A 26062-nucleotide genomic window follows, 5' to 3' on the forward strand; every position below is an offset into this window, starting at 1 on the left:
GCTGAACACATGCGGATGGAGTACGTGACGGCTGTTCTGGCCGTTGTGGACCTTGTTCCATCGGGTTCGGCGGTCGCCTATGGTGACGTCGCAGAGCTTCTTGGAGCCGGCGGTCCACGGCAGGTTGGGACTGTGATGAGCCACTACGGCAGCTCCGTCGCATGGTGGCGTGTCCTGCGGGCAAGCGGGGAAGCGCCTACCGGTCATGAAGCAGACGCCTTGCGGCACTACCTGGAAGAATCCACTCCGCTGCACGGCGCCTACGAGGCATTCCTGAGGACGGGTGAAGGCCGTTGGCGCGTCGATCTGACAGCCGCCCGATGGGCGCCTACAGAACCTGACTTTGACCAACTTGATGTGATCTCTGACCAGTTGGAGCGTCAACTCCATAAATTGTCGGTGCCCGATGATGAAATGACTGTGTGACCGCCACTCCTGCCAAAACCCGCCAAGCACCGGCAGCCCTCCGCCTGCTCCCGCCGCGTGAGACCCACTACGTGGCACCCGTTTTGTCCCCGGACCAATTCGCAGTCGTTTCCCTCCCGCAGGGGAGCGGCCCCGTCCTTGTCCCCGGAGGACCTGGCACCGGCAAGTCGACTGTGCTCGTGGAATCCGCAGTCCGCCGTGTTCGTGAAGACGGCCTGGATCCGGAACAAATTCTCGTTCTCGCTCCCGGGCGCCACGCCGCCGCTGCTTTGCGCGACACCTTCACAGGGCGGCTGGACCGCAGTCTCAGTACGACGCCGGCACGCACCTGGGCGTCGTACGCCTTCGACGTTATCCGGCGGGCAAAGGCCGAAGGCATCCTGCCGCTGACGCGGCCACCGAAGCTTTTGTCGGGCCCCGAGCAGGACCTCATCATCAAGGAGTTACTGGAAGGCCACTCCCGCCCGGGATTCCAGCTGCCTTGGCCGGAGGATCTCACCGCAGCACTTCCTACCCGCGGCTTCCGTCACGAGATCCGGCAGTTGTTCGACCGCATCATTGAATCGGGGCGCACCGCCGAGGACTTGGTTGGGCTGGCTTACGAGTGCGGACGGCCTGACTGGATGGCGGCGGCTGAGCTGTACAGCGAGTACAGGGATGTCCTGGACCTCCGCATGCCGGAGGCCTTTGACCCCGCCGGGATCATCACCACGGCGCGGCAAATTTTCCAGGACTCACCGGAGTTCCTCGCCGCCGAGAGGCAACGTCTCCAACTCATCCTCGTGGACGACGCCCAGGAATCGAATCCGGCAGTATTCGAACTTCTTGCCGACATTGGAGAAGGCAAGGACGTCGTGGTGACCTACTCACCGGACACGGTAGTGCAGGGTTTCCGCGGCGCACGCCCGGACCTGGTCTCAGAGTTGCCATCGCTGCTGGGCGGCACGCAGCAGAAGGTTCTCGAACGCCCGCTGTCGGTGACCCACAGGCACACGCCCGAGGTGGCTGAGGCGTGGACCCGGGTTGCAGGCCGTATCTCACAGCGTTCCGGTGGTCAGCTGGCCAGGCAGATGGAACAACCGCAACGTCCGGAAGGCACGGGTCAGGCGACTACCAGCGATCATGGTCGGGTTGAGGGCCATGTTCTCCCATCGGCTGTGCACGAGCTGCGCTATGTGGCGCAGCGCATCCTCGAAGCGCAGCTGCGGGAATCCCGGGAGTTCAGCGACATCGCGGTGATCGTCCGGAACGGCGGGCAAATTTCGCAGTTGCAGCGCTACCTGAGTGGCCAGGGGATTCCGGTGCGCGTTCCCGTGGCAGACTCAGCTGTCCGTGACGAAGTCGCCGTGCGGCCGTTGCTGGAGGCTTTTGCCATTGTCCTGGACCCCGGAAAACTGACGCCGGAAACTGCAGTTTCCCTCCTGACGTCCCGCATCGGCGGAGCCACGGCCATCGAGTTGCGGAGGCTCCGGCAATCCCTGCGTCGCGAGGAGCTCTCGGGCGGTGGCGGCCGCTCCAGCGACGCTTTGCTGGTGGAGGCTCTGCTTCAGCCCGGGGCTTTGGCCTCATTGGGGATTGAAGGCAGTTCTGCCCGCCGGCTCGCCCGCATGATCGCAGCCGGTACAGCGGCCGCCGCCGAGCCCGGGGCCAACGCGGAATCTGTTCTGTGGGCTTTGTGGCATGCCACCGGACTGTCTTCCCGCTGGGCGGAAACGGCCCTTGAAGGCGGCAACGCCGGGGCCCGCGCCGATCGGGACCTTGACGCCATGATGGCTCTGTTCCATACAGCCGAACGCTTCGTGGACCAACTGCCCGGTTCCGGCCCCGAGCAGTTTCTGGACTACTTGTTGAACCAGGAGCTGCCTATGGACACCCTCGCCGCGCGGGCACAGTTGGAGGCCTGCGTAGAGATCATGACTCCCGCAAGTGCGGCGGGGCGGGAATGGCCGGTGGTGATAGTGGCGGGTCTCCAGGAAGGCGTGTGGCCCAACACCCGATTGCGTGGAGAGCTACTGGGCAGCACAGTCTATGCCGACGCCGTGGAACATGGAGTGGACTACGCCCTGAAGCGCGGGCCCCTGAGCCGGCTCCGGGACATTCGCTACGACGAACTCAGGAGCTTCTCTACAGCTGTATCGCGCGCCCGTGAAGTATTGATCTGCACGGCAGTGTCCTCTGAGGATGAACAACCTTCCGCTTTTCTGGACTACGTGGCGCCGCTGGGTTCCGGTGAGTACAAGCGCGACTACACGCCTGTTGATCGTCCCATGACGTTGAGGGCCCTTGTCGCGGAACTGCGCCAGCACGCCCAATCGGAAGACGCAGGTACCGGAATCAACGGAACCGCGCATGAAGCCGCCCGCATACTGGCCAGGCTTGCCGGCACGGAACCAGCCGTTCCGGGTGCCCATCCTGACTCGTGGTGGGGTTTGGCGGCGCTGAGTTCCTATGAAGCCGTGGTGCCGGCTGGCGGCACCGTCTCCGTCTCGCCGTCCAAAGTGGAAGCGGTCCATAAGTCCCCGTTGGACTGGTTCGTCCAAGCAGCCGGAGGGGAAGCTGCCACCGATTTTGCGCGCAGCCTGGGCACCTTGGTCCACAGCATCGCGCAGGAACTTCCCGATGCTTCGGGAGCCGAGTACGTTGCTGAACTCGTACGCCGCTGGCCCACTTTGGGTATGAAGGACAACTGGGAAGGGAAGCTTGATTTTCAGCGGGCGGAACTCATGGTTCGAAAGTTGGCCCAGTATGTGCTCATCATGCGCAGCGAGGGAAGAAGCCTTCTGGCGGTTGAACACGACTTTGAAGTTCAGCTGCCGGATATCGCCGTGAATGCCGGTGGCACAGGTGATCCTCATACTCCTGATGAGGAGGCCGTCCGCCACGCCGTACTCCGGGGTCAGGTGGACCGCCTCGAAATAGATCCGGAGGGCAGGCTCGTGATCGTGGACCTCAAGACCGGCAAGCGGCAACCCGGCAAAGCTGAGGTTGCCAAGCATCCCCAACTAGGTGCGTACCAGGCCGCAGTTCTCAGAGGCGCCTTCCTGGATGCTGGAACGCGGGAGGAAACGAACGACGCCGGATCCCTTGCCGGGTCCGGTCATGGCTTCGTCCCCGGCGGTGCTGTGTTGGCCCAACTTGGGACGAAGACAAAGAGTCCCGCCGTGCAGCAGCAGGATCCATTGGATTCGACGGATAACTGGGCGGAAAGCCTGGTCAATGAGGCGGCCGCGCTGATGGCCGGTGCGACGTTCGAAGCTCGTCACGACCCCGGCAAGGGAGGGCATGGCGGCCATGGATGCCGACTCCCGGATATTTGCCCGTTGTGCGCCAGAGGAAAGCAGGTCACCGAATGACAACCGAGCTCCTGGACGGCTTCGCCTCCAGCACCCTGGGTGTAGAGGTAGTTCCCGAGCCAAGGTTTTCACCTTCTGAACTGGCCGGCATCCTTGGCGAGAAGAACCACCCTACGCCTGAACAGGCAGCCATTATTGCCTCACCTCTTTCGCCCCGTCTGGTGATCGCCGGAGCGGGGTCTGGCAAAACGGCCACCATGGCGGACCGGGTGGTGTGGCTAGTGGCCAACGGCTGGGTGCGTCCTGAAGAAGTGCTCGGCGTGACGTTCACTCGCAAGGCAGCGGGAGAGCTGGCGAGTCGGATACGGTCCAAGCTCGCTACCCTCCAGCGGATAGCGGCGGCGGATGACGGTAGCATTGGCTTCCCGGAGGGACTCCTCGAAGCCGACGACCTCGAACCTAAAGTGTCCACATACCACTCCTATGCAAGCGGCATCGTGTCGGATTACGGCCTTCGCCTGGGCATCGAGCGGGATGTCGTCTTGCTGGGGGGAGCGCAGTCCTGGCAGCTGGCCAGCGAAGTCGTTGAAGCGTATGACGGCGAGTACCAGCACTTCACTGCCGCCAAATCCACACTCGTCACTGCAGTGATCCAGCTGGCCGGTGAATGCGCCGAGCACCTTCAGGATCCGGGGGAAGTACGGGACTGGGTCGTGGAGCGCGTTCAGACCTTTGAGGAGCTTCCCTATGTAGCCGGGGCTAAGAAGAATCCAACGCAGGCAGCCGGCGAACTTGCGGCGATGCTCCGGACACGCGGCAGCGTTGCCGACATGGTGGTCCGCTACCAGGAAGCGAAGCGTCAGCGCGGTGTCCTTGATTTCGGTGACCTCGTGGCTCTTGCGGCCCGGATTGCGAGCGACATCCCTCTCGCTGCCACCACCGAACGTGCCCGCTACAAAGTGGTGCTCCTGGATGAGTTCCAGGACACTTCCCACGCGCAGCTTGTTCTGTTCTCGCGTCTTTTCGGACAGGGCCACGCAGTGACCGCGGTAGGCGACCCGAACCAGTCGATATACGGATTCCGCGGCGCTTCTGCAGGGCAACTCTTCCACTTTGTGCAGGAGTTTCCCGTGAGGAATGCGGACCACTCCGGCGACAATGAGTCCTACTCCGTCGCGCCCACCTCCTACCTGACCACTGCCTGGCGGAACGGCAGAAACATCCTCCAAGCCGCCAACACCATCGCAGCGCCCTTGAACAGGGCGGCAGCATCGGAGGGTCCGGCAGGGGACAGGAAGACAGCCGGTAATGTCTCAGTCCCCGCGTTGGTACCCAGCCCTGCAGCGGTGGATGGGAGCGTAGTAATCGGTCGCTTCGGCACGGATGAAGACGAGGCCACCGTCATAGCCCGCGATGTCCGTCGCTACCAAAGAACTGTTTTCGAGGAAGAGAAAGACGGCACCCCGGTCAAACCCACCATGGCGGTCCTGTGTCGCCGACGGGCGCAGATGGAGTGCCTCCGCCGCGAGTTCGAACTCCAGGGCATTCCCTACGAGATCGTGGGACTCGGCGGCTTGCTGGACACACCAGAGATCGTGGATCTGGTGGCGACGTTGCGGGTCCTCGCCGATCCAGGACGTTCCGATGCTCTGATGAGGTTGTTGGCCGGGGCACGATGGCGGATTGGTCCGGCAGATTTGATGGCGTTCAGCGACTGGTCCCGTTTCCTTGCCCGCCGCCGGTCTGCTCCGGAAGCCCATCCTGAATCTTTTGACGACAACGAAGAACCCGCAGGCGTAGTGGTTGAAAGCGACATCACCGATGCCGCAAGCCTCGTGGAGGCCCTTGACTTCCTTCCCCGGCCGGGCTGGACTTCAGGGCATGGGCGGAGCCTGAGCGCTGCCGCCCTGGATCGACTGACCAGCCTTGCCTCGGAGCTCCGCTCCCTGAGGAGCTACATCGGCGACGACCTCACCACACTTCTGGGCGAGGTGGAACGAGCAATGCTCCTGGACATCGAGGTGGCTGCCAAGCCCGGAATCAGCATCCATCAGGCACGCCGCAACCTGGATGCTTTTCAGGATGCAGCGGCCGGGTTCCTGCAGACATCACAGCGCATCGACCTACTGGCGTTCTTGTCCTGGCTGGAGGCTGCGGCCTCCGAGGAAGGGGGCTTGGACGTGGCACCCGTTGAGACCAACCGGGAAGCGGTGCAATTGCTGACCGTCCATGCTTCCAAGGGTTTGGAATGGGACGTTGTCTTTGTCCCCGGCCTCAACGCCGGCTCGTTCCCCAGCAACAGGGATTCGCGGTGGAGCACCGGCGCCGCGGCCTTGCCGTGGCCCTTGCGGGGTGATCGTGCCGACCTTCCCCAATGGGACCTGGATCAGCCCGACCAAAAGGGATGGCTGGACGCGGAGAAAGACTTCAAATCCGAAGTCCAGCATCACGGTGAGGCCGAAGAGAGAAGACTCGCCTACGTCGCCTACACCCGGGCGAAGTTCGTACTGTGGGCTTCCAGCGCTGCCTGGAACGGCTCTCGGTCGGGAATGGCCGGCATGTCTGCCTTTCTCTCTGAACTGGCACCCCTTGCCGCAGTAGCTGCAGTGGAAGACGGTGCTGCCCGCATGCAGTCGCTCGCCAGTGCGGTCATCCATGCGGAATCGGTGGCCGAGGAGGCCTTGCCTGAAGAAAGCCCGTTGACCGCAGCGCTTGAGGTTGCTCAATTCCCCTATGACCCCTTGGAAGGGCCTTCAGACCCACGGACCGGTGCCCGCCTAAGGCTGACTCCCGGCAGACGTTCTGCCATGGACCGGGCCGCGGCCCTGGTCCGCGGATACATCGAGGAACCCGGCCATGCACCCTCAAATGACCTGACTGGTGTGGCCGGGAAGTGGTCCCAAGAGGCAGAACTACTGTTAGATCGCCAACGGCAGGCTAAGACCGTTCAGGATGTCCACCTGCCCAGCCATATTTCTGCCTCCCTCTTCGTGGACCTCGGCGCTGACCCTGCGGCCGTTCTGTCCCAGCTGCGCAGGCCCGTTCCCCGTGAACCGGGCATTTCGGCGCGCAAGGGCACTGCCTTCCATGCATGGGTCGAGGAGTACTTCGGAACAACCGGCATGCTGGACCTCGATGAAGCGCCCGGTTCGGACTCCCACATCGACGAGGCCTACGGCTTGGATGACATGGTGGCGGCTTTCAAGAAGTCCGAGTGGGCCCAGCGCGCTCCTGCTTTCGTCGAAGTACCTGTGGAGACGCGGATTGGCGACGTCGTAGTCCGTGGACGCATCGATGCCGTGTTCCGTGATGCCGACGGCCGCTGGCAACTCATTGACTGGAAAACCGGACGACGCCCCGCAGGTCAACAACTGGCGATTCGGGCGGTGCAGCTGGCCGTTTACCGGCTCGCGTGGGCCAGACTTAAAGATGTGCCCCTCGAGGACGTCAGCGCAGCATTCTACTATGTGGCGGATGACGCTGTTGTGCGTCCGCACGATCTTGGCAGCGCCGAGGAACTTGAGCTGATTGTCGCGAAGGCGCTCAAGAGCAGTCGCTGAGTTACCGGGACATCTGGAGTCCGGCCACGGAGTCTAGGAACGTTCGGCCGCGTGAAGCGGGGTCACGCTGACAACACTGATGGCCGCAGTGGAAGTGTCGTCATGGAGTGACCTCGTGCCTGAGTCGCCGTGTTCAGGGCTCTCTGACTCCGCATCGGGGATGGCCGCGACGCTGACGGCGGGCCTCTCTGCCGGTGAGTCCGACGCTCTCAGCTCAGCGGCCTCGTCCTCAGCGGCTTGTGCAGCTTCTTCATCGCGGCGCACTTGCTCGTCGATGTCATCGGCGAGTGTCTGGAGCATTGACTCGGCTTCTGCCGTCATGCTCTGGTGCCCGGCGGCCATGGCCTTGACCAGGTACTGTGCCAGGGCGAACTCGGCCAGGAGAGCGGCCCGGCGGAGTAGGTGGGCGTCAGGGACGTCGCGGCGGGCTTGCGTGTAGTGGTTCAAAACGGCCTCAACAAACGAGGCTTCGTTGGATGCCACCAACCAGGCGAAGTCGTCGGCAGGATCGCCGATTCGGAGATCGGTCCAACCCGTCAGGGCCGTCACGGTGTCATCCTGCACCATCAGGTTGTCTTCATGAAGGTCCCCATGGACCACTGAAGGATTGAAGCGCCAAAGTGCAACGTCTTCGAGGGCGTGCTCCCAGCGGCGCAGCAGGGTGGCCGGAATCTTGCCCGTGGTTGCTGCTTGGTCAAGCTCGTTGAGTTTGCGTTGCCGGAACTCATTGGCCGAGTAACTGGGAAGGTCGGCGTTGGTGACCAAGGTCAGTGGCAAGTCGTGAATGGCTGCCAGGGCTGCTCCGACTTCCCGGGCCAGGGCAGGACTGCCGGCTGAAAGTTCTTCGATGGAAAGCGTGGAGCCTTGCATGTGGGCGTAGACGAACGTCGTCAAGGCTCCTTGCCGCACCGTGCCGGCGATGGTGGGCACATGAAAAGGCAGCTCAGCGCGGATGGCCGGGGCGAAAGCCCGCAACACCATGAATTCGGTTTCCAGACGCGTGCTGGCTTCCGGATGTCGCGGTGAGCGGACCCGCCAGCGTTTGCCTTCTGCGTCGAGTAGCGACGCTGAGTCGAAGTCTGCGTCGTCGTCGGGGGAATAGGCTGCGGCCGTCGGCGAAAGGCCAGGCACCGCCGCGGTTGCTATGGCGGCCAGTTCGAGCGGTGTTCTTCTCACGTTCTCCACGGTAGATTGAGTGCGGCCCGTGGCCATGATGCAGTGCGGCGAGTCTTCAGATCCGCAGCAAATACCCTTCAAATGTGGGGGAAAGCACGGCGTAGTTGCCCAAGCGGGTGATCCCCTGGGGTGGTGTCCACAACAGGGGACCTTTCCAAATGTTTTTTGTCGGTACGAGTCAGTACGGTAGAGACATGAGTTATACGGAGTCGCCGGCGCTTGCCAATCACCTGATGGAGACCGTTCTTCCCGTCCGCCCTGCCATGGTGGATCGCGGCTCGGGCGTCCGTATGAAGCCTGGGATGGTTGAGGATCTCGTCGCTTCCGGTACGGCCAAGGCCATGGTCATTTCGCAGCGCAAAGCGCTGGTGACTGCTGACGGTCTCTGGTTCGGGGATGCCGCTCCGCTCTGGGACGCTCTTAACGCGTCGGGTGGCGGTGCTGTTGCTGCCATCTACCTGGGCACCACCTTGACGTCGTCATCATTGCCGGAAGGCACGTCCGTTGTGCTGTTCACTGTCGCGGAACCGCCGGCGCCGGGCACCGCCACGGTCCCGCTGGGTGCTGAATGGGCAGGCTTCCGGGATGTTGCGGCGCGTCTGGACGCCAAGGACACCGCTTTGTTCATTGAGGCCAGCGCAATCTCCAACTGGCATGCAACCCACACGCATTGCCCGCAGTGCGGCACGCCCACGGACATCGAAGCCGGGGGCTGGGTTCGGCGCTGTCCCAAGGACAACTCGGAGCATTACCCGCGGACGGATCCCGCCATTATCGTCACGGTGGTTGGCCCTGATGGCCGGCTTCTGCTGGGCGGCGGAGGGCCCGTGGACGCCAGGAACTACTCGACGCTCGCAGGATTCGTTGAGCCGGGTGAATCGCTGGAGCAGGCTGTTGTTCGGGAAATCGGGGAGGAAGTGGGTGTCCGTGTGACGGCCTGCCAGTATCTCGGTTCACAGTCGTGGCCGTTCCCTGCCTCCCTCATGCTGGGATTCACCGCCAGAACCAACGACGCCGTAGCGCGGCCCGACGGCGTAGAGGTCACCCGGGCTCGGTGGTTCAGCCGCGAGGAGCTGCAGGAAGCTGTGCTGAGCGGTGAAATCACCATCTCAACGCGCTTGTCCATCGCGCGTTCATTGATTGAGCATTGGTACGGCGGCGTCATCGAAGACCTCCAGCCGTGACCGAAGGAATTTTCGACGGCGGAGGCTCACTGGAGGAGCGCATACTTAGCGGCCTGGATGAAGAGCAACGCGAAGTAGCCAGTACTTTGACGGGACCCATGTGCGTCCTCGCGGGGGCAGGCACGGGAAAAACACGCGCCATCACTCATCGCATTGCCTATGGGGTCCACTCCGGGGTGTACAGCCCCCAGAGGCTTCTGGCCGTGACCTTTACCGCCCGGGCCGCAGCTGAGATGCGCAGCAGGCTTCGCGATCTTGGTGTTGCCAACGTTCAAGCCCGTACCTTCCACGCCGCCGCTTTGAGGCAGTTGCAGTTCTTTTGGCCGCAGGCAATCGGCGGCACTCTACCTAATCTGCTGGACCACAAGGCCAACATGATCGCCGAGGCCTCCCGCAGGCTTCGCCTCAGCACTGACCGTGCATCCATCAGGGACCTTGCGGCCGAGATTGAGTGGGCCAAGGTGTCCATGCTGACGCCCGCCAACTACCTGGAGAATGCCCAAGACCGTGGTACTCCCGGAGGTTTCGACCTCACTGCGGTCGCCCGGGTGTTCCAGGCATACGAGGACATCAAAACCGACCGGAACGTCATCGACTTTGAAGACGTTCTCCTCATCACGGTAGGGATCCTCCAGGAGGATCCGAAAGTAGCGGCAACAGTCCGGGAACAATACCGCCACTTCGTGGTGGACGAATACCAGGACGTCTCGCCCCTGCAACAACGGCTGTTGGATTTGTGGCTCGGAGGCCGGAACGAGTTGTGTGTGGTGGGCGATGCCAGCCAGACCATCTACTCCTTCACCGGAGCTTCACCCAAGCACCTGCTGGGGTTCAAAGCACAGTTCCCGGGAGCCACAGTCGTCAAGCTCATTCGTGACTACCGGTCCACCCCGCAAGTGGTGAAGCTCGCCAACGACCTCCTCGGCTCCCGACGAAGCGGCGGCCCGGTGGCAGATGCAGCGTGGGCGCCTCCCCTCAAGCTCGTCGCGCAGCGGCCCTCCGGACCGGAACCGCGGTTCATGGAGTGCCCGGATGACGAGGCCGAGGCAGCCGTGGTGGCAGGCCGAATCCAGGAGCTGCTCAATACCGGAGTCAAGGCCAGCGAGATTGCTATCTTGTTCCGCACCAACGGCCAGTCTGAAGCGTATGAGCAAGCCCTTGCTTCAGCCGGGATTGGCTACCAGCTTCGGGGAGGGGAACGGTTCTTCGCACGCAAGGAAGTCCGTGATGCGATCCTCCAGTTACGGGCGGCAACCCGCGCCGTGGCCGAAGGACCCCAGGAAGCACTGGGCCAAATCGTTCGGGACATCGTTGCGTCACTCGGGTATACGGATGCCGCCCCCCATAGCGGAGGTGCACTGCGAGAGCGTTGGGAATCCCTGGCAGCTTTGGTCGCACTGGCTGATGAGCTTGCCGTCAGCCGCGGAGAGTCCTTCACCCTGGCTGAGTTCGTCAACGAGCTACAAGAGCGATCGGTCGCGCAGCACGCGCCAACCGTTCAAGGTGTGACTCTGGCTTCCCTTCACGCCGCCAAGGGCCTGGAATGGGATGCCGTGTTCCTGGTGGGCCTCAGCGAAGGCCTCATGCCCATTTCCTTCGCAGACACCCCGGAGGACGTTGACGAAGAACGCAGGTTGCTCTATGTCGGCATCACCCGCGCTCGCGAGCATCTGAATCTCTCATGGTCCACAGCCCGAACGCCGGGTGGCCGCGCCAACCGCAAGCCGTCAAGGTTCCTTGACGGACTTCGCCCCAATTCCGTGGCTTCCGCCAACGCACGCAGCAAGACAGGTCCCACCCGACGGAAAGCTGCCGCACCGGCGTCGTGCAAGGTCTGCGGAAGCATGCTGGCAAGTGGAGCCGAGCGGAAGGTGGGGCGCTGTAACCAGTGCCCGCCCACATATGAGGAACAAACGTTCGATGCGCTGAGGCAGTGGCGCAGGGACGAAGCCCAGACGGCCGACGTTCCGGCCTATGTTGTCTTCACGGACGCTACGCTCACGGCAATCGCCGAAGCCAAGCCTTCATCGCTTGAGGAACTGGCTGGCCTGGCTGGGATTGGCCCATCCAAGCTTGAACGCTATGGCGAAGCTGTCCTGGCCGTACTCGCTGAGAGTTCGGAGCTCTGATGACGCGTCCATCCGCCACCGATGCCGGCGTTCCGCACACTACGGACGACGGCGCTCCGGTCGTCGTGCGTCGATCAGCCAGGCGCCGCCGAACTGTTGCTGCATTTTGGGAAGACGGGAAGGCCGTGGTCGCTATCCCGGCGAGCTTCACCAAGTCCCAGGAACGTGAGTGGGTCCGGCGAATGCTGGCCAAGCTGAAGAAACAGGGAGAACGGCAAGCGGGTGCTGGCAGGCGCCGTCCCGCCACGGACCAAGCCCTCGCCAATCATGCCGAGCACCTTTCTCGGACGTACCTCGGCGGGCGGGCGGTTCCGACGTCGGTTCGCTGGGTGTCCAACCAGAACTCCCGGTGGGGTTCGGCGACTCCTGCGGACGGCACCATCAGGTTGTCGAACAAGCTGCAACCCATGCCGCAATGGGTCATCGACTACGTCCTGGTGCATGAGCTCGCGCACTTGCTGGTGGCGGGCCACAACGCAGAGTTCTGGAGACTGGTCGAGGCATACCCTGAGACTCATCGGGCAAAGGCCTTTCTGGAAGGCGTTGCCTTTGCTACATCCCGGGGACTCCCGGAAGAACAAGGCTCGGAAAACTCCAGCGTTCCAGCTGGGGACGTGGCTGACTAAGCCCGGACGACGGAATTTACCCGATGACGGTGCCTTAAACGAACAACGGCCGCCATGGAGATGGCGGCCGTTGCAAACTTCTGTTGTCGAGGGCGGAGCCTATTTGGTGGGTGCCTCGGGGTCGGACTCATCCGTTTCCGGCTCTTTGCCGGATCCCTTCTCCGTGGACGTGTCCTTTGAATCCGAAGCTTCTCCTTCATCGCCGTCGGAGGTCTCGTAGCCGCCGCTCAGAAGCTTCTGCAGGGCGTCATCAACTTCGCTGTCACTTGCCTCGGCAAGGCGCCGACGTTCGGAGAAGCCCTTGGGGTCGTCCAGGTCCGCACCGGTGGGCAGGAGATCCGGGTGGTGCCAGATTGCGTCACGGCCGGCGATTCCACGTTCTTCCTTCAGCGTGGCCCACAGCGTTGCTGCTTCCCGGAGCCTGCGGGGGCGAAGTTCCAAACCAACGAGGGACGAGAATGCGTGCTCGGCCGGTCCGCCTGTTGCGCGACGACGACGCACGGTTTCGCGCAGCGCAGTCGATGATGGCAGCACCTTGCTGGTTGCTTCCGCTGTGAGCTCGTCCACCCAGCCTTCCACCAGAGCAAGCGCTGTTTCGAGCTTCTCCAGCGCGGCCGTCTGCACGGGAGTGCGTTCCGGTGTGAAGACTCCCTGGGACAGTGCTTCCTGAATTCCTTCGGGGTTGCTCGGGTCAAGGTCCCGGGCGAGGTCTTCAATGCGGGACATATCGATGTGAATGCCGCGGGCGTATGCCTCAATGGCACCCAGCAGGTGGCCACGCAACCAGGGCACTTGGACGAACAGCCGCGCGTGGGCAGCTTCACGTACGGCGAGGAAGAGTCGAACGTCGTTCTCGGGGAGGCTGAGGCCTTCCCCGAATTTGGCAACGTTGGCCGGCAGCAAGGCCATTTCCAGGTCTGCCAGGGGGACACCGATGTCTGTGGAGCTCACAACCTCGGCTGACAATGCCCCGATAGCCTGTCCAAGTTGCATGCCAAATATCGCTCCGCCCATGTTTTGCAGCATGGACGAGGCGCCACCCATCATGGACTTCATTTCTTCAGGCATTTGCTGGGTGAGCGCATTGGACAAGGCATTGGCGATGCTGTTGGCGACCGGCTCGGTCAGGCGCTTCCACGTCCCCAGAGTCGCTTCGACCCATTCGGCCCTCGACCACGCCCGGCCGATCAGGCCCGTTGCCGAGAGATCAGTCACTGGGTCCAGCCAAAGTTCCGCAAGCCTCAGTGCTTCGTCGACTTCCCTGGTCTGCTGAGCATTGACCGAGGGATCTGTACCGGCAGCAGCGACGCGCCGCGCATTCTCGTGCGCCAGTTGCCAATTCACAGGGCCTTCAGACGTGGAGCTCATCATTGCCTGAACCTGGGCGAACATCTGCTGAAGAAGCTGGGGATCGTTGGGCAGGCCCGCGGCCTTGGCCAGCTCGGCGGGATCGATGTTGCCCATGCCCTGACCGCCCATCAGGTTCTGGAGCATTTCTGCCAGCGGATCCTTGGGGGTGTCGTCGTCGTTGGACGGATTGTTGGGGTTGGAAGTCATGGTGCCGCCGATCGTCGAACTGGCTGGTGATCTCTTTCACCGTACCGCGCGGCCGGAAGGCTGTCTGCCCGGAGGAGGTGCCGTTCGCTGTAGGCAAAGCAGTCCTGCAACGTCAGACCGCGTAGTGTTGATGTTTGGTATGTGCCGCCGCCGCTTTCGGCGGCAGGAGCCATGGATCCGGTCACGCAACGCCGGCATAGAGAGGCCTCAATGCTTACTTCGCCCAGCCCCGAGGGCTCATTGGACCCGCGTCAGACGCCCGACGCCGATTCCACCTCCGCGCCGACGGCACCGCCCCGCGACGGCCGGTACATGATCATGGTGATCTCAGGGCTCCTCGCTCTCGGCCTGGGCATCGGGGCAGCAGCGTTGCCGGTGCCGTATGTCATAGAGTCGGCGGGTCCCACGTTCAACACCCTTGGTAAGGACGGAGACAAACCGGTCATTAGTATTTCCGGCCGCGAGTCCTTTCCGGCGAACGGCAACCTTGACCTGACTACCGTGGTCATGACCGGCGGTCCGAAGAGTCCGGCCACCATCTTTGATGTTTTCCGCGCCTGGGTGGATCCCTCCAAAGCCATCTATCCGGAAGAACTCATCTATCCCAAGGGCACCACGGCCGAGCAGACGGTGCAGCAGGGTGAAATTGCCATGGAGACATCGCAGGAGAATGCGGTGGCTGCGGCGTTGCGTGAGCTCGAGATTCCTTTTGAGCAGCGGCTCAACGTGGCAGGTTTGTCTGAGCCGTCACCATCCGCAGGGAAAATCCAGGAGGGTGACCGTCTGGTCTCCATCAATGGCAAGGCGATCACGTCCATGAGCGTGGTCCAAGCTGAGCTTGCCGCCGGCGCTGGGTCCCCGGCGGTGGTCGGCTTGGACAGGAACGGCACCGCAGTTTCTGAAACGATAACCCCCACCAAGAACCAAGCCGACCGGTACGTTCTGGGCGTGCTGCTGGCCAGCGACTTCACATTCCCGTTCGACGTCAGCATTTCCTTGGACAATGTTGGTGGACCAAGCGCAGGCATGATGTTTGCTCTGGGGATCGTGGACAACCTCACGCCCGGGGACCTCACAGGCGGCAAGCACGTCGCCGGCACTGGCACCATCACCGCCGATGGCGCCGTGGGACCTATCGGGGGCATTGCCCAAAAGATGATCGGCGCCCGTCAACAGGGTGCCAGCATGTTCTTGGCGCCGGCATCCAATTGTGCCGATGTCGTGGGCCATGTTCCCAACGGACTTCAGGTTGTCAAAGTGGAAACTTTGGCCGATGCGACCTCGGCCGTGGAGCGGCTCGGATCCGGTCAGGACACGGGGAGCCTTCCCACCTGCACAAACAACTAGACTGACGGTGGAACTTAGCTTCACCGCCACTCGTGGCATAGATGACGGCCCCTGCCACATCCCAGCGGCAGAAAAAGTCAACACGCGCACACCGACTGTTCACTGACACCAATGAGGTACAGAGTTTGTCCCGTCCCGCCAGCTCCAACCCGCCCGGAAGATCACCGCTGAGACGAGGTGCCCTGACTCCGACGCTCATTGTCGTGGCAGTGGCCGTCGTCGGGTTCATTTTCTTCGCCAATGTGTGGACTGACGTCCTGTGGTACCAGCAGCTTGGCTTCTTCGAAGTTTATATCCGCGAAAACCTAGCCAGGATCATTACGTTCCTCATCGGTTTCGCCATGATGTTTGCCGCGGTGTTCTTTGCCATCAGGATCGCCTACCGCTCCCGGCCCGTCTATGCGCCTGATGCCGAGGCCCGGGACAACCTCAACCGCTACCAGGCTCAGCTTGAGCCTGTCCGCCGCGTGGTCATGATCGGCCTGCCCATCCTGTTCGGGCTCTTTGCCGGCAGCGCGGCAGCCAGCCAGTGGCAGAAGGCCCTGTTGTTCTTCAACCAGGAGCCCTTCGGTCAGGCAGACCCATTGTTCAACATGGACATCAGCTTCTATCTGATGTCGCTGCCGTTCCTGGGTTTCATCACAGGCTTCCTGATCAGCATTGCCGTCGTAGCCGGTATCGCAGGCATCCTGACCCACTATCTGTACGGCAGCATCCGTCTTATGGAGCGTGGCATCTTCACCAGCCGTGCAGCGCAGATCCACATCGCGGTAACAGGTGCACTCTTCCTGATCCTGCTGGGCGTTAACTTCTGGCTGGACAGGTACACAACTGTCCAGAGCAACTCGGGCCGCTGGGCCGGTGCGCTGTACACGGATGTTAATGCCGTTGTCCCCACCAAAGCGATCCTTGCTGTGGCTGCGGGCCTTGTGGCCATCCTGTTCATCATTGCCGCGATCATTGGTCGGTGGCGCCTGCCGGTGATCGGTACCGCGATGTTGGTCATCACCGCCATTCTGGCAGGCGGTGTTTATCCATGGGTTATTCAGCAGTTCCAGGTTCGTCCGTCGGAGAACACCTTGGAAAAGGAGTTCATTGATCGAAATATCAAGATGACGCGGGCAGCGTACGGTCTGGACAAGATCGATGTGTCGGCTTACAACGCCACCACCACGGCGACTACGGGTGCCTTGGCAGCGGACGCGCAGACTACTGCCAATATCCGTCTCCTTGACCCGAACCTCATTTCCTCGGCGTTTGCCCAGCTTGAGCAGTACCGCCCGTACTACCAGTTCCCGCAAACCCTGAATGTTGACCGCTACATGGTTGACGGCAAAGTCCAGGACACCGTAATTGCGGTTCGCGAACTGAACCCGGATGGCCTGAGCGCCAACCAGCAGACATGGGTTAACAGGCACATCGTTTACACCCATGGTTATGGCGTTGTCGCAGCCAAGGGCAACAAGTTCACGGCCGACGGCAAGCCGGAGTTCCTGCAGTCTGGCATCCCGTCCAACGGCGTCCTCGGCAATGACACTTCATACGAGCCCCGTATCTACTTCGGCGAAAATTCTCCCGAATACTCCATCGTCGGAGCGCCGGACGGTGCCCCGAACCGCGAGCAGGACCGACCAGCAGGGCGGGAAGGTGGTGGAGAGACGCAGTACACTTTCAGCGGCAACGGCGGACCGAACGTAGGCAACTGGCTCAACAGGATCCTGTACTCCATCAAGTTCCAGTCTTCAGACCTGTTGCTCTCGGACGGCGTGAATGCTGAATCCCAGATTCTCTACGAACGCAACCCACGCGAACGCGTTGAGAAGCTCGCCCCTTACCTGACCGTCGACGGCAACGCCTACCCGGCAGTTGTGGACGGCCGCGTCAAGTGGATTGTTGACGGCTACACCACCAGCCAGTACTTCCCGTACTCCCAGCCGCAGCAGCTGCAGAACGCTACTGTGGACTCGCAAACCAGTGCAGGACGTACTGTCGCCTTGCCGAACAGCTCGGTGAACTACATCCGCAACTCGGTCAAGGCAACAGTGGACGCCTATGACGGCTCCGTCAACCTCTACGCATGGGATGACCAGGACCCCATCCTGAAGGCATGGCAAAAGGTCTTCCCCACGGTCATCAAGCCGTACTCGGAAATGTCCGGCGATCTCATGAGCCACGTTCGCTACCCAGAGGACCTGTTCAAGGTCCAGCGTGAACTGCTCGGCCGCTACCACGTGACCGACCCGGACAGCTTCTACCAGAACAACGATGCTTGGAGTGTTCCGAACGATCCCACCGTTTCGGAAGCCGTCAAGCAGCCGCCGTTCTACATGTCGCTGCAGATGCCCGACCAGGAGAAGCCGGCGTTCCAGCTGACCTCGTCCTTCATTCCTCAAACGGTCAACGGCAGCGCCCGGAACATCCTTTACGGGTTCCTGGCGGCTGACTCGGACGCCGGAAACGTCAAGGGAGTCAAGGGGGAGAGTTACGGAAAGCTGCGGCTCCTGGAGCTCCCGACCGATACACAGGTCCCGGGTCCCGGACAGGCGCAAAACAAGTTCAACTCTGATCCCACCGTCTCTCAGGCGCTTAACCTTCTGAGGCAGGGTGCATCCGATGTACTGAACGGCAACCTGTTGACTCTTCCTGTAGGCGGTGGTCTGCTCTACGTGCAGCCTGTCTACCTGAAGTCCACAGGTGAGACGTCGTACCCCACATTGCAGCGTGTGCTGGTGGCATTCGGTGACAAGATCGGCTTCGCGCCCACCTTGGATGAAGCTTTGGACCAGTTGTTCGGCGGTGATTCCGGTGCTACTGCCGGCGACTCCGACAACAATGGCCAGACGCCCACCTCGCCTCCTGGCACCACTCCGCCGCCTGCCGGGCCCACCGACGCCAAGGCCGACCTCAAGGCAGCCCTCGATGAGGCCAACAAGGCTATTCAGGACGGCCAGGCCGCATTGGCCAAGGGCGACTTCGCCGGCTACGGTGCGCAACAGACCAAGTTGTCTGAGGCACTGAAGAAGGCGATCGACGCTCAGGCCCGTTTGGACGCTACGCCTGCGCCGACAGCGACGCCGGGAGCTACTCCCAGCGCGACACCGTCGCCGTCGCCAAGCAGCTAGCTCTGTAGGCGGCCAAAGGCCGGCGCCTGCTCCCTGTCGGGGGCGGGTGCCGGCCTTTCGCGTTAGGGGAGATGCACATCACGTCGCCAGGATTTGGTCTGACATTCACCGGACGGTAATGTTGTTCTTGCGACGCGGGGTGGAGCAGTTCGGTAGCTCGCTGGGCTCATAACCCAGAGGTCACAGGTTCAAATCCTGTCCCCGCAACTGGAGAAAAAGGTCCGGATCAGTAAACACTGATCCGGACCTTTTGTTTTGCCCGCAATCCCTGAAGACCCCTGCACGCAAGCCGGACCCTCTCTCACGTCCCTCGGGTTTGGTCCCAACCCTCTCTCACGTCCCTCGGGTTTGGTCCCGACCCTCTCTCGCGTCCCTCGGGTTTGGTCCCAACCCTCTCTCACGTCCCTCGGGTTTGGTCCCAACCCTCTCTCACGTCCCTCGGGTTCGGCCTGGCCCGCAGAGTTCTGGTGGGAATGGTGGACGCGGTCGCGGCATGATGCGGAAGCGATCCACGGTCTATAGGCATTCGTTCAGGCGCGGGGGAGTGATCTGCGGCACCTTAGATGCCATATGGTCATAAGCGCCCTGGAGGGTGCGGTAGAGTTGTTCTTGCGACGCGGGGTGGAGCAGTTCGGTAGCTCGCTGGGCTCATAACCCAGAGGTCACAGGTTCAAATCCTGTCCCCGCAACTGGAGAAAGATCCGGATCAGTGACAACTGATCCGGATCTTTTGTTTAACTGGTCACCGGGGTACCGGTGCTAGCATCAAACCCGGATTTGCTGAGGCAAGAAATGGATGGGACGCCCAATGGTCAATGAAGACTACAAACTTGGAGATGGGCGTGAAGTCCTTCAGAGGGATGGTCCTGTTGCCGTGTATCAGCAGGTGGCTGACGTTCTAACGGATCACGTCAGCCGTCTGGAGCCAGGCTCCCGGATACCTACGGAAGAGTTCCTGATGGATGCCTACGGCATCAGCCGGACCACTGTCCGAAAAGCGATCGAAACCCTGGTCGTGAAGGGTTTGCTGGTCCGAAGGCAGGGCAAGGGGACTTTCGTGATGGCCCAACGTCCTGCGAAGATGCTGAACCGCTTGGCGCCATTCATGGAGACGTTTACTGCGGCCGGCATGAAGACCGTCAAGGGACTCATCGAATACAAGTGGATGGAGAAGGACAAGTCAGTGCCGGCCAAGCTGGTGTCTGACGACAACCTGGTGCTGGTGATCCGCCGCTCCTACTCAAGCGCCGGATGGCCTTATGCCATTGCGGAGATTTTCATCCCGTCGCATATCGGCCGCCATATCAGCCTGGCGGATGCCGAGCGGAACTCCATCTACCAGGTCATCCAGGACAGGACGCTGAAGCCCCTCCACCGGGCAGAAATAACCGTGACCATGCATGCACCGCCCGAGCACCTGGCAGACGCTCTCAACGTCCGCGGGTTCGCCATGGTGCCACGCCTGGAGCGGACTACGCTTGGACCTCACGGAGAGGTCTTGGAGTGCACGGTCACCTATTTCCACCCCAAGGGCTTCGAGATCCGCGCAGAAGTGGCGACCGACGTCAGCCCCGGGCAAGATCCGTCAGTGCCTTCCTAAGGCTGGACGAGGAGCGCAAAGCAAAAATGGGCCGGATCCCTTTCAGGATCCGGCCCATTCTGGTTCCGCGAGCACGGCTTTGGGCTGTCCGCCCGATGCGTTCCTTAGAGCTTGTCGAAGTCAGCTTCGTCGACTGTTGCGCCGGTTGACGCCGGGGCTCCTGCGCCGATGGCGGGCTTGGAGCCGCCCGACTTCAAGGCCGCAAGGCGGGCCTCAATCTCGGTCTGCTCTCCGAGGTCTTCGAGCTGGTTGAACTGGGCGTCAAGGCTGGAGCTGGCGAGTTCCTGCTGGCCCAAAACCTTGGCCTCTTCACGGCGGATTTTCTCTTCGAAGCGGCCAACCTCGCTGGTGGGATCCATGATGTCGATGCTCTTGAGGGCGTCGTGCACCTGGGACTGCGCGGCAGCGGTCTTGGAGCGTGCTACCAGTTCGTTGCGCTTGGCGGTTAGCTGGTTGAGCTTGTTCTTCATTTGGTCAAGCCCGGTCTTGAGCTTGTCCACTACCTCAGTCTGGGAAGCAATGCTCGGTTCTGCTGCCTTCGCTTCGGACTCTGCGGTCATCTGACGCTGGATGGCCACCTTTGCAAGGTTGTCGAACTTCTGGGCATCAACAGGATCACCGGCCGAGCGGTACTCATCGGCCTTCCGCGACGCTGCCAAGGCTTTGTTGCCCCAGTCCTGGGCGTTCTTGACATCTTCGTTGTAGTCGGCCTGCAGCATCCGGAGATTACCGATGGTCTGGGCTACGGCTGATTCCGCCTCGGCAATGTTGTTCGTGTAGTCGCGGACCATCTGGTCCAGCATCTTCTGCGGGTCCTCAGCCTGGTCCAGCAAGGCGTTGATGTTTGCCTTGGCGAGCTGCGAGATCCGACCGAAAATGGACTGCTTAACCATTGTGTTGCCTTTCGTCCTGCTCAGTGGTGACACTGAAATCAGTGATCAGTTGTTGTACCGCTTCTATGCGGGGCATGGACCCCGCCTAGTCTGTCTGGCTAGAAGTCGCCTCCACCGCCGCCGTCGCCACCCCAGCCGCCGCTGTCGAAACCTCCGCCGGAATCGCCGCCGCCACCAAAGAATCCACCATCGCCGCCGCCGTCATTGCCGCCGCCGCCCCAGCCGCCTCCGCCGCCGTTCAGGATGGAGTTGATGAGGATGCCGCCGAGGATAGCGCCGCCGAGGCCACCGCCTCCGCCACCACCGCCGAACATTCCACCGCGTCCGTAGCCCTGGTCGGCGTAGCCGAATTGGTCGACGTCAGACTGTGCGAGTTGTGCCGCCTGGGCTGCAAGCGAATGTGCTTGCTGGGCGTAGGTCAGAGCCGTGACGGGGTCATTGCGTGAGATGGAGAGCGCGTAATCGAGGTTGCGCTGAGCCTCCGCCAACCTCGTTCGAGCCTCCGTGCCCACGCCGCCGCGACGAGCTGTGATGTAATCCGATGTGGCGCTGATCTGTGCCTGTGCGGCCATGATGGTTTGCTGCAATGAGGCCTGGGCGCGGCGGGCCTGCTCCTGCTGGTCGCGGATGCCGGACAAAGACTGGTCGAGCGCCTGGTGGGCCGACTCCACTCGACTAAGCGTCGCGATGGGATCGATCTTTCCACCCTGGATCTCGGTCTTCACCTGAGCCAGGGCGGCTTCGACTCCGGCCACGGGACCGGCAAGTTCCGGGTGTTCGCCGGACTGGATCATGGCCCGTGCTTGGGCCAGGTCCTGGCTGGTTTCCGCTACGGCGCCTTCCAACGACGTACGGGCCTCGTCCAGGCTGCCGGCCGTCTTGGAGATGGCATCGATCAACACGTTGGTCTGGTGCAGGCTTTCCTCTGCGGCACGTACTGCCACGGCCGCAAGGCTGTTCTCGCCGGTTGCCAACTTCTCCTGGGCGGCAGTGACGGCGTTCTGCACGAACGCCAGCCGCTCCTTGGCCTGCAGGATGTTGTCGGAGACCTGAGTCAAGGCAGATTCGGCATACTTGGCGCGCAATCCTTCAAGGGATTGCTCTGCGCTGGCGATTTTCGCATCGGCCTCCTTGGCTCCCGCGGTCACGGCTGCCAAGGCTTGCGGAGCGTTCTTTTCAAGCTCGCGCAAAGAGTCAAAGTCAGCCTTCTGATCACGCAAGGATGCCAGGGCGGCTTCTGATCGGCGGATGATCTCGCCGAGCCAGCTCCGCTGCTGCTCTTCGGTGTCAGGGATGTGGTCATCCAGCTGCTGCTGCAGCTTGAAGGACTCAGTCATGTGGCCCTTTGCCTCTTCCAAGGCCTTGGTGAAGTTGCCAATCGCGGAGTCACCGTACTGCGCCTGGGCGAAACCGAGTTCCTGCTCGCTGGACTTGATGGCGTCATCCGCCTCGATCAACAGCGAGCCGCTCTTCTGGCGCAGTTCAGGGATGGTCAGGCCAGCCAAGGGGTCAAGCTGTTCGCCTTGTGGTCCATAGCTGGCGCTGACAGCCTTGGTGCTGCCTTTCTTACGGCGGTTTCGGAGGTAGAGGTAGGTTCCGGCGCCGCCGGCCGCTACAACGCCTACTCCGACGAGTACTCCGACACCAGCGTTTCCGTTGGGCACAGTTCCGCTGCCTCCGCCTGCAGCATCTCCGATGGCTGCGGCTGCATCGATGACTGCCTGAGCGTAGTTCCCTGCACGCAGCTGGGGGTCAATTGCCTTACTGGTTATCGTGTCCCTTTGGGCATTGGTGATTTTGCTATTGTTTGGCTTGCTCAACAAATATTGCCGTGTATCTGTAGCTACGGTGAGCAGCATGGCATTGGAGCCAAGCTTTGCCTGGTCTGCCACGGCAGCGGCCCATTCCACGCGGTCGGCGGGGTCCTCGAACCGTTTGACGAACACAGCGTGCAGCGTCATGGCGTGGTCAGCCCCGAGCTTCTGAATGGCCTCTTGAACCTTGGCTTTATCTCCGCCGAGCACGCCCGCCGAATCCACAATCTTGGTGGTGGGATCGAGCGTCACTGGACTTTCAGCCCAAGCGGATGTGGCCGGGAGGGCCAACATTCCAACCAGGCCAATCACGGCGAGTACGCGTTTAACTATTGACCGCATGTGCAACCCTTCAGCACGTCTGCGACTGGAACAAGGCGTACCAATCGTCACAGAATGCTCAGCGCCCCCACGCATGGTGTAAAGCCGCAGGTCGCTGTGGCAATTCCTCTTGATTCTATGGTGCACCCCATGGCCCGTCCACAGGGGTGAATATGCCACCAGCGAAATATAGGAGAGAGCTGGATTGTTGAGGCGTTGAGGGAGAAATTGAAGGGCCGGACGAACGTTGCCAACCCCTTTCAGGAAGCTCCCAGCGAACGTCCGCTTTTGTTCCAGTTAATGGGTACATAGTTGTTGGAGACGAGGATGAAAGGAACACCCATGACGGAGAACCCAGCGCAGGGCACCGCACCAGAGAACCGCGAGCCGTCAGAGCCGCGGGATACGACGGGGGAGCAGAACGACGCCTCCGCCACCCAGCAGCAGCCTGCCTGGAGTTCCGGGCAAGGAGCCGGGACGGACAACACCACTCCTTTGCCGGCTTTCCAGCAGCCAGCAGCCCCGCAGCAGCCGCAGTACTACGGCGCTCCGCAGCAGCAGGATTCAGGTCACCGCCCGAGCTACCCGCAGCACCAGCCGTTCTATGGCGGCTCAAACCCGGGAGCCAACGGCAGTGCTGGTTCCCAGTTCCACAACGCACAAGGATTCCACACCGCACAAGGTCACAACGGCCCCGGAATGCAGCACACCCCCGGGCACTCTTCAGCGGTAGCAACCAAGCGTAAGCCGGCGTTCGGCGTCGGTACCCTGGTGGCCAGCATGCTCGCGGCGGGCCTGATCGGTGGCGGCGTAGTGGCCGGCAGTAACGCACTATGGGATAACCCGGCACCTGCCGCCTCCACAGGCGGACAGTCGAGCACGGTGATTGTGAACAACAAGGACGACGTCAACGTCATCACCGCAGCGGCAGCCAAGGCCTCGCCCAGTGTGGTGACTATCAAGGCAACGAGTGGCAGTGAAGGCGGAACCGGGTCCGGCATCATCCTGGACGATCAGGGCCACATCCTCACCAACACTCACGTGGTCACCCTCGACGGCGCCACGGCCAATGCCGCCATCGAGGTCCGCACGAACGACGGTAAGGTCCTCAAAGCCACTGTGGTCGGCACGGACCCGTTGTCAGACCTTGCCGTCATCAAGGTGAGCGACGCGTCGGGCCTGGTTCCGGCAACCCTCGGCGACTCGTCCAAGATCAACGTGGGGGACACCGCCGTCGCGATCGGTTCGCCGCTGGGTCTCACCGGCACGGTGACGGACGGCATCGTGTCCACGCTCAACCGCACCATTAGTGTTGCGTCGTCGGCTGTGCCGGAGGGGACTCCGGATGAGAGCCAGGGCGATGATGAGGGCTTCCAGTTCGCACCGCCGAACGGTGGCCAGAGCCAGCGGACTGCCAATGAGGGTTCCATCGCCATTAACGTGATCCAGACCGATGCAGCGATCAATCCCGGCAACTCCGGCGGTGCATTGGTGAACAGTAAGGGCGAGGTCATCGGTGTTAACGTTGCGATCGCCTCGGCGGGCAGCGGAACGTCCGATTCTTCGGCCGGGAACATCGGCGTCGGCTTCAGTGTCCCGATCAACCACGCCAAGCGCGTTGCGCAGGAGATCATCGAGACCGGCAAGGCCAGCCATGGGCAATTCGGTGTCTCTGTTCGTTCGAAGTCGTCCACGGGCAGCGATTCAGGTTTCTCCGTGGGTGCCGAGGTTGCTTCCGTGACGTCGGGTTCGGCTGCTGCCAATGCGGGACTCAAGGTTGGCGACGTCGTGACCAAGTTCGGAGACTACGCCGTGAGCGATCCCAACCAACTGACTGCGGCGGTCCGGGAACAGCCGGCCGGCGCCAAGGTCAAGGTCACCATTCAGCGCGGTGGCCAGACGCAAGAGGTTGAGGTCACGCTCGACGCCGCCCAACAGTAGGCGGCCCAGACGGGAGAACAGCGTTCGACGGCGGACGGCACCCTGCGGGTGTCGTTCGCCGTTTTGACGTACCCGGCACGGCCAGGGGTCAGCGTAAGCATCGCGCGTAGCTGAAACAGGGCTTAACGCTGGGAGTGGTTTTCTGCGGGCAATATGCTTAGCTAGGACGAGCCCACGCGCTGGGCAATTCACGGCCACGCTGTTGCGGTTGGCCGTCCACAAGCATGGAAGGCTGCTTCGAAGACAGTGGAAGAGACATTGAAGATTGTCGTTCTGGTCAAGCACGTCCCGGACGCCCAGTTCGACCGGCACATCACCGGACCTGGCAACACAACCGACCGTGACGAGAGCATTTTGTCCGAACTGGACGAGTACGCCCTCGAGGCAGCGCTCCAATTGGCGGAGGAACGCGGCGGACCGAAGGCCGGGAACGAGGTCATTGCGTTGAGCATGGGCCCGTCCGGTGCGGTCAATGCTGTGAAGAAGTCCCTACAGATCGGCGCGTATTCCGGTGTCCACCTCAGCGATGACGCTTTGGCTGGTTCGGATGCGGCTGCTACTTCGCTGGCGCTTGCCGCCGCTATTCGCCACATCTCGGCCGACGGCCGCCCGGTGGACCTGGTCCTGACGGGCATGGCTTCCACGGACGGCGAGACCTCGCTGATCCCGGCGCAGCTCGCCGAGCGGTTGTCGTTCCCGCAGGTCACTTTTGCCTCCAGCCTTGAGGTGACGGGTGGTCAGGTCAGCGCACGACGTGACGCTGGCGCCTTCTCTGAAACGGTTGAAGCGCAGCTTCCAGCAGTTGTCTCGGTCACCGACCAGATCAACGAACCGCGTTACCCCAACTTCAAGGGCATCCTGGCTGCCAAGAAGAAGAAGATCGCCTCCCTGTCGCTGGCCGACATCGGTGTGGACGCTTCGCAGGTGGGCTTGGCCGGTTCGTGGACGGTGGTGGAGTCCGCAGAGGCCCGCCCACCGCGGACGGCAGGGACCATCATCACCGACGACGGCGACGCCGGCATCAAGCTGGTCGACTTCCTCGCCGCACAGAAGCTGCTCTAAAGGGGACTGCA

General features: G+C 62.2%; 15 protein-coding genes and 2 tRNA genes. 13 read left to right on the top strand and 4 right to left on the bottom strand.

Annotated features, from left to right (window positions below; translation table 11 throughout):
• Positions 1–9 precede the first annotated feature (9 nt).
• The 3 genes from J3A64_RS03010 to J3A64_RS03020 are packed head-to-tail and all read left to right on the top strand — an operon-like array spanning position 10 to position 7279.
• Entirely contained in the window at positions 10–426 is a 417-nt protein-coding gene (locus tag J3A64_RS03010) for an MGMT family protein (protein ID WP_014922273.1), read from the top strand.
• Positions 423–3779 (top strand): ATP-dependent DNA helicase, encoded by a 3357-nt coding sequence (locus J3A64_RS03015; RefSeq protein ID WP_210063605.1) that lies wholly within the window; start codon positions 423–425, stop codon positions 3777–3779. Before J3A64_RS03010 ends, J3A64_RS03015 begins: the two co-directional genes overlap by 4 nt.
• Positions 3776–7279: an ATP-dependent DNA helicase gene (locus J3A64_RS03020; protein WP_210063606.1), complete on the top strand. Its 3504-nt coding sequence runs from the start codon at positions 3776–3778 to the stop codon at positions 7277–7279. The genes J3A64_RS03015 and J3A64_RS03020 overlap by 4 nt, the downstream gene beginning before the upstream one ends.
• Before the next feature lie 33 nt (positions 7280–7312).
• Here J3A64_RS03020 and J3A64_RS03025 read toward each other — a convergent pair whose 3' ends face one another.
• Positions 7313–8455: a macrolide 2'-phosphotransferase gene (locus J3A64_RS03025; protein ID WP_307807155.1), complete on the bottom strand. Its 1143-nt coding sequence runs from the start codon at positions 8453–8455 to the stop codon at positions 7313–7315.
• A gap of 194 nt (positions 8456–8649) precedes the next feature.
• On the opposite strand from J3A64_RS03025, the gene nudC reads away from it, so the two are divergent.
• From nudC to J3A64_RS03040, 3 genes are read left to right on the top strand one after another with little or no spacing between them, the layout of a single operon-like run.
• A complete protein-coding gene (nudC, locus tag J3A64_RS03030; protein ID WP_014922269.1) occupies positions 8650–9639 on the top strand; it encodes an NAD(+) diphosphatase in 990 nt (329 codons plus the stop codon).
• A complete protein-coding gene (locus tag J3A64_RS03035) occupies positions 9636–11768 on the top strand; it encodes an ATP-dependent DNA helicase UvrD2 (RefSeq protein ID WP_014922268.1) in 2133 nt (710 codons plus the stop codon). Before nudC ends, J3A64_RS03035 begins: the two co-directional genes overlap by 4 nt.
• Complete coding sequence (locus J3A64_RS03040) at positions 11768–12394, top strand: M48 family metallopeptidase (RefSeq protein WP_011775389.1); 627 nt, start codon at positions 11768–11770, stop codon at positions 12392–12394. Before J3A64_RS03035 ends, J3A64_RS03040 begins: the two co-directional genes overlap by 1 nt.
• Before the next feature lie 99 nt (positions 12395–12493).
• On the opposite strand, the gene J3A64_RS03045 is transcribed toward J3A64_RS03040, so the two are convergent.
• Complete coding sequence (locus J3A64_RS03045; protein ID WP_014922267.1) at positions 12494–13951, bottom strand: zinc-dependent metalloprotease; 1458 nt, start codon at positions 13949–13951, stop codon at positions 12494–12496.
• A 210-nt stretch (positions 13952–14161) separates the two neighbouring features.
• On the opposite strand from J3A64_RS03045, the gene J3A64_RS03050 reads away from it, so the two are divergent.
• From J3A64_RS03050 to J3A64_RS03070, 5 genes are all read left to right on the top strand, one after another.
• Positions 14162–15298, top strand: coding sequence for a S16 family serine protease (locus J3A64_RS03050; protein ID WP_210063608.1), 1137 nt, complete (start codon positions 14162–14164; stop codon positions 15296–15298).
• Positions 15299–15339: 41 nt separating this feature from the next.
• A complete protein-coding gene (locus tag J3A64_RS03055; RefSeq protein WP_011775386.1) occupies positions 15340–18420 on the top strand; it encodes a UPF0182 family protein in 3081 nt (1026 codons plus the stop codon).
• Positions 18421–18553: 133 nt separating this feature from the next.
• Positions 18554–18627, top strand: a tRNA-Met gene (locus J3A64_RS03060).
• A gap of 408 nt (positions 18628–19035) precedes the next feature.
• Positions 19036–19109 (top strand) — tRNA-Met (locus J3A64_RS03065).
• A 119-nt stretch (positions 19110–19228) separates the two neighbouring features.
• On the top strand, positions 19229–20020 hold the full coding sequence (locus J3A64_RS03070) for a GntR family transcriptional regulator (RefSeq protein ID WP_014922265.1): 792 nt from the start codon (positions 19229–19231) through the stop codon (positions 20018–20020).
• A 104-nt stretch (positions 20021–20124) separates the two neighbouring features.
• On the opposite strand, the gene J3A64_RS03075 is transcribed toward J3A64_RS03070, so the two are convergent.
• Both J3A64_RS03075 and J3A64_RS03080 read right to left on the bottom strand, forming a co-directional pair.
• A complete protein-coding gene (locus tag J3A64_RS03075) occupies positions 20125–20913 on the bottom strand; it encodes a PspA/IM30 family protein (RefSeq protein ID WP_014922264.1) in 789 nt (262 codons plus the stop codon).
• A gap of 98 nt (positions 20914–21011) precedes the next feature.
• A complete protein-coding gene (locus J3A64_RS03080) occupies positions 21012–23069 on the bottom strand; it encodes a TPM domain-containing protein (RefSeq protein WP_210063609.1) in 2058 nt (685 codons plus the stop codon).
• Positions 23070–23390: 321 nt separating this feature from the next.
• Between J3A64_RS03080 and J3A64_RS03085 the strand changes: the two genes are divergently transcribed.
• Positions 23391–24989 carry a S1C family serine protease gene (locus tag J3A64_RS03085; protein WP_043471364.1) on the top strand — a complete coding sequence of 533 codons (1599 nt, stop codon included), beginning with the start codon at positions 23391–23393 and terminating at the stop codon, positions 24987–24989.
• A gap of 258 nt (positions 24990–25247) precedes the next feature.
• Positions 25248–26051, top strand: a complete 804-nt coding sequence (locus J3A64_RS03090; protein WP_043470457.1) for an electron transfer flavoprotein subunit beta/FixA family protein — start codon at positions 25248–25250, stop codon at positions 26049–26051.
• The last annotated feature ends 11 nt before the right edge of the window (positions 26052–26062 follow it).

The sequence above is a fragment of the Pseudarthrobacter sp. PvP004 genome (genome assembly GCF_017876035.1).
Lineage (GTDB): Bacteria > Actinomycetota > Actinomycetes > Actinomycetales > Micrococcaceae > Arthrobacter > Arthrobacter aurescens_A.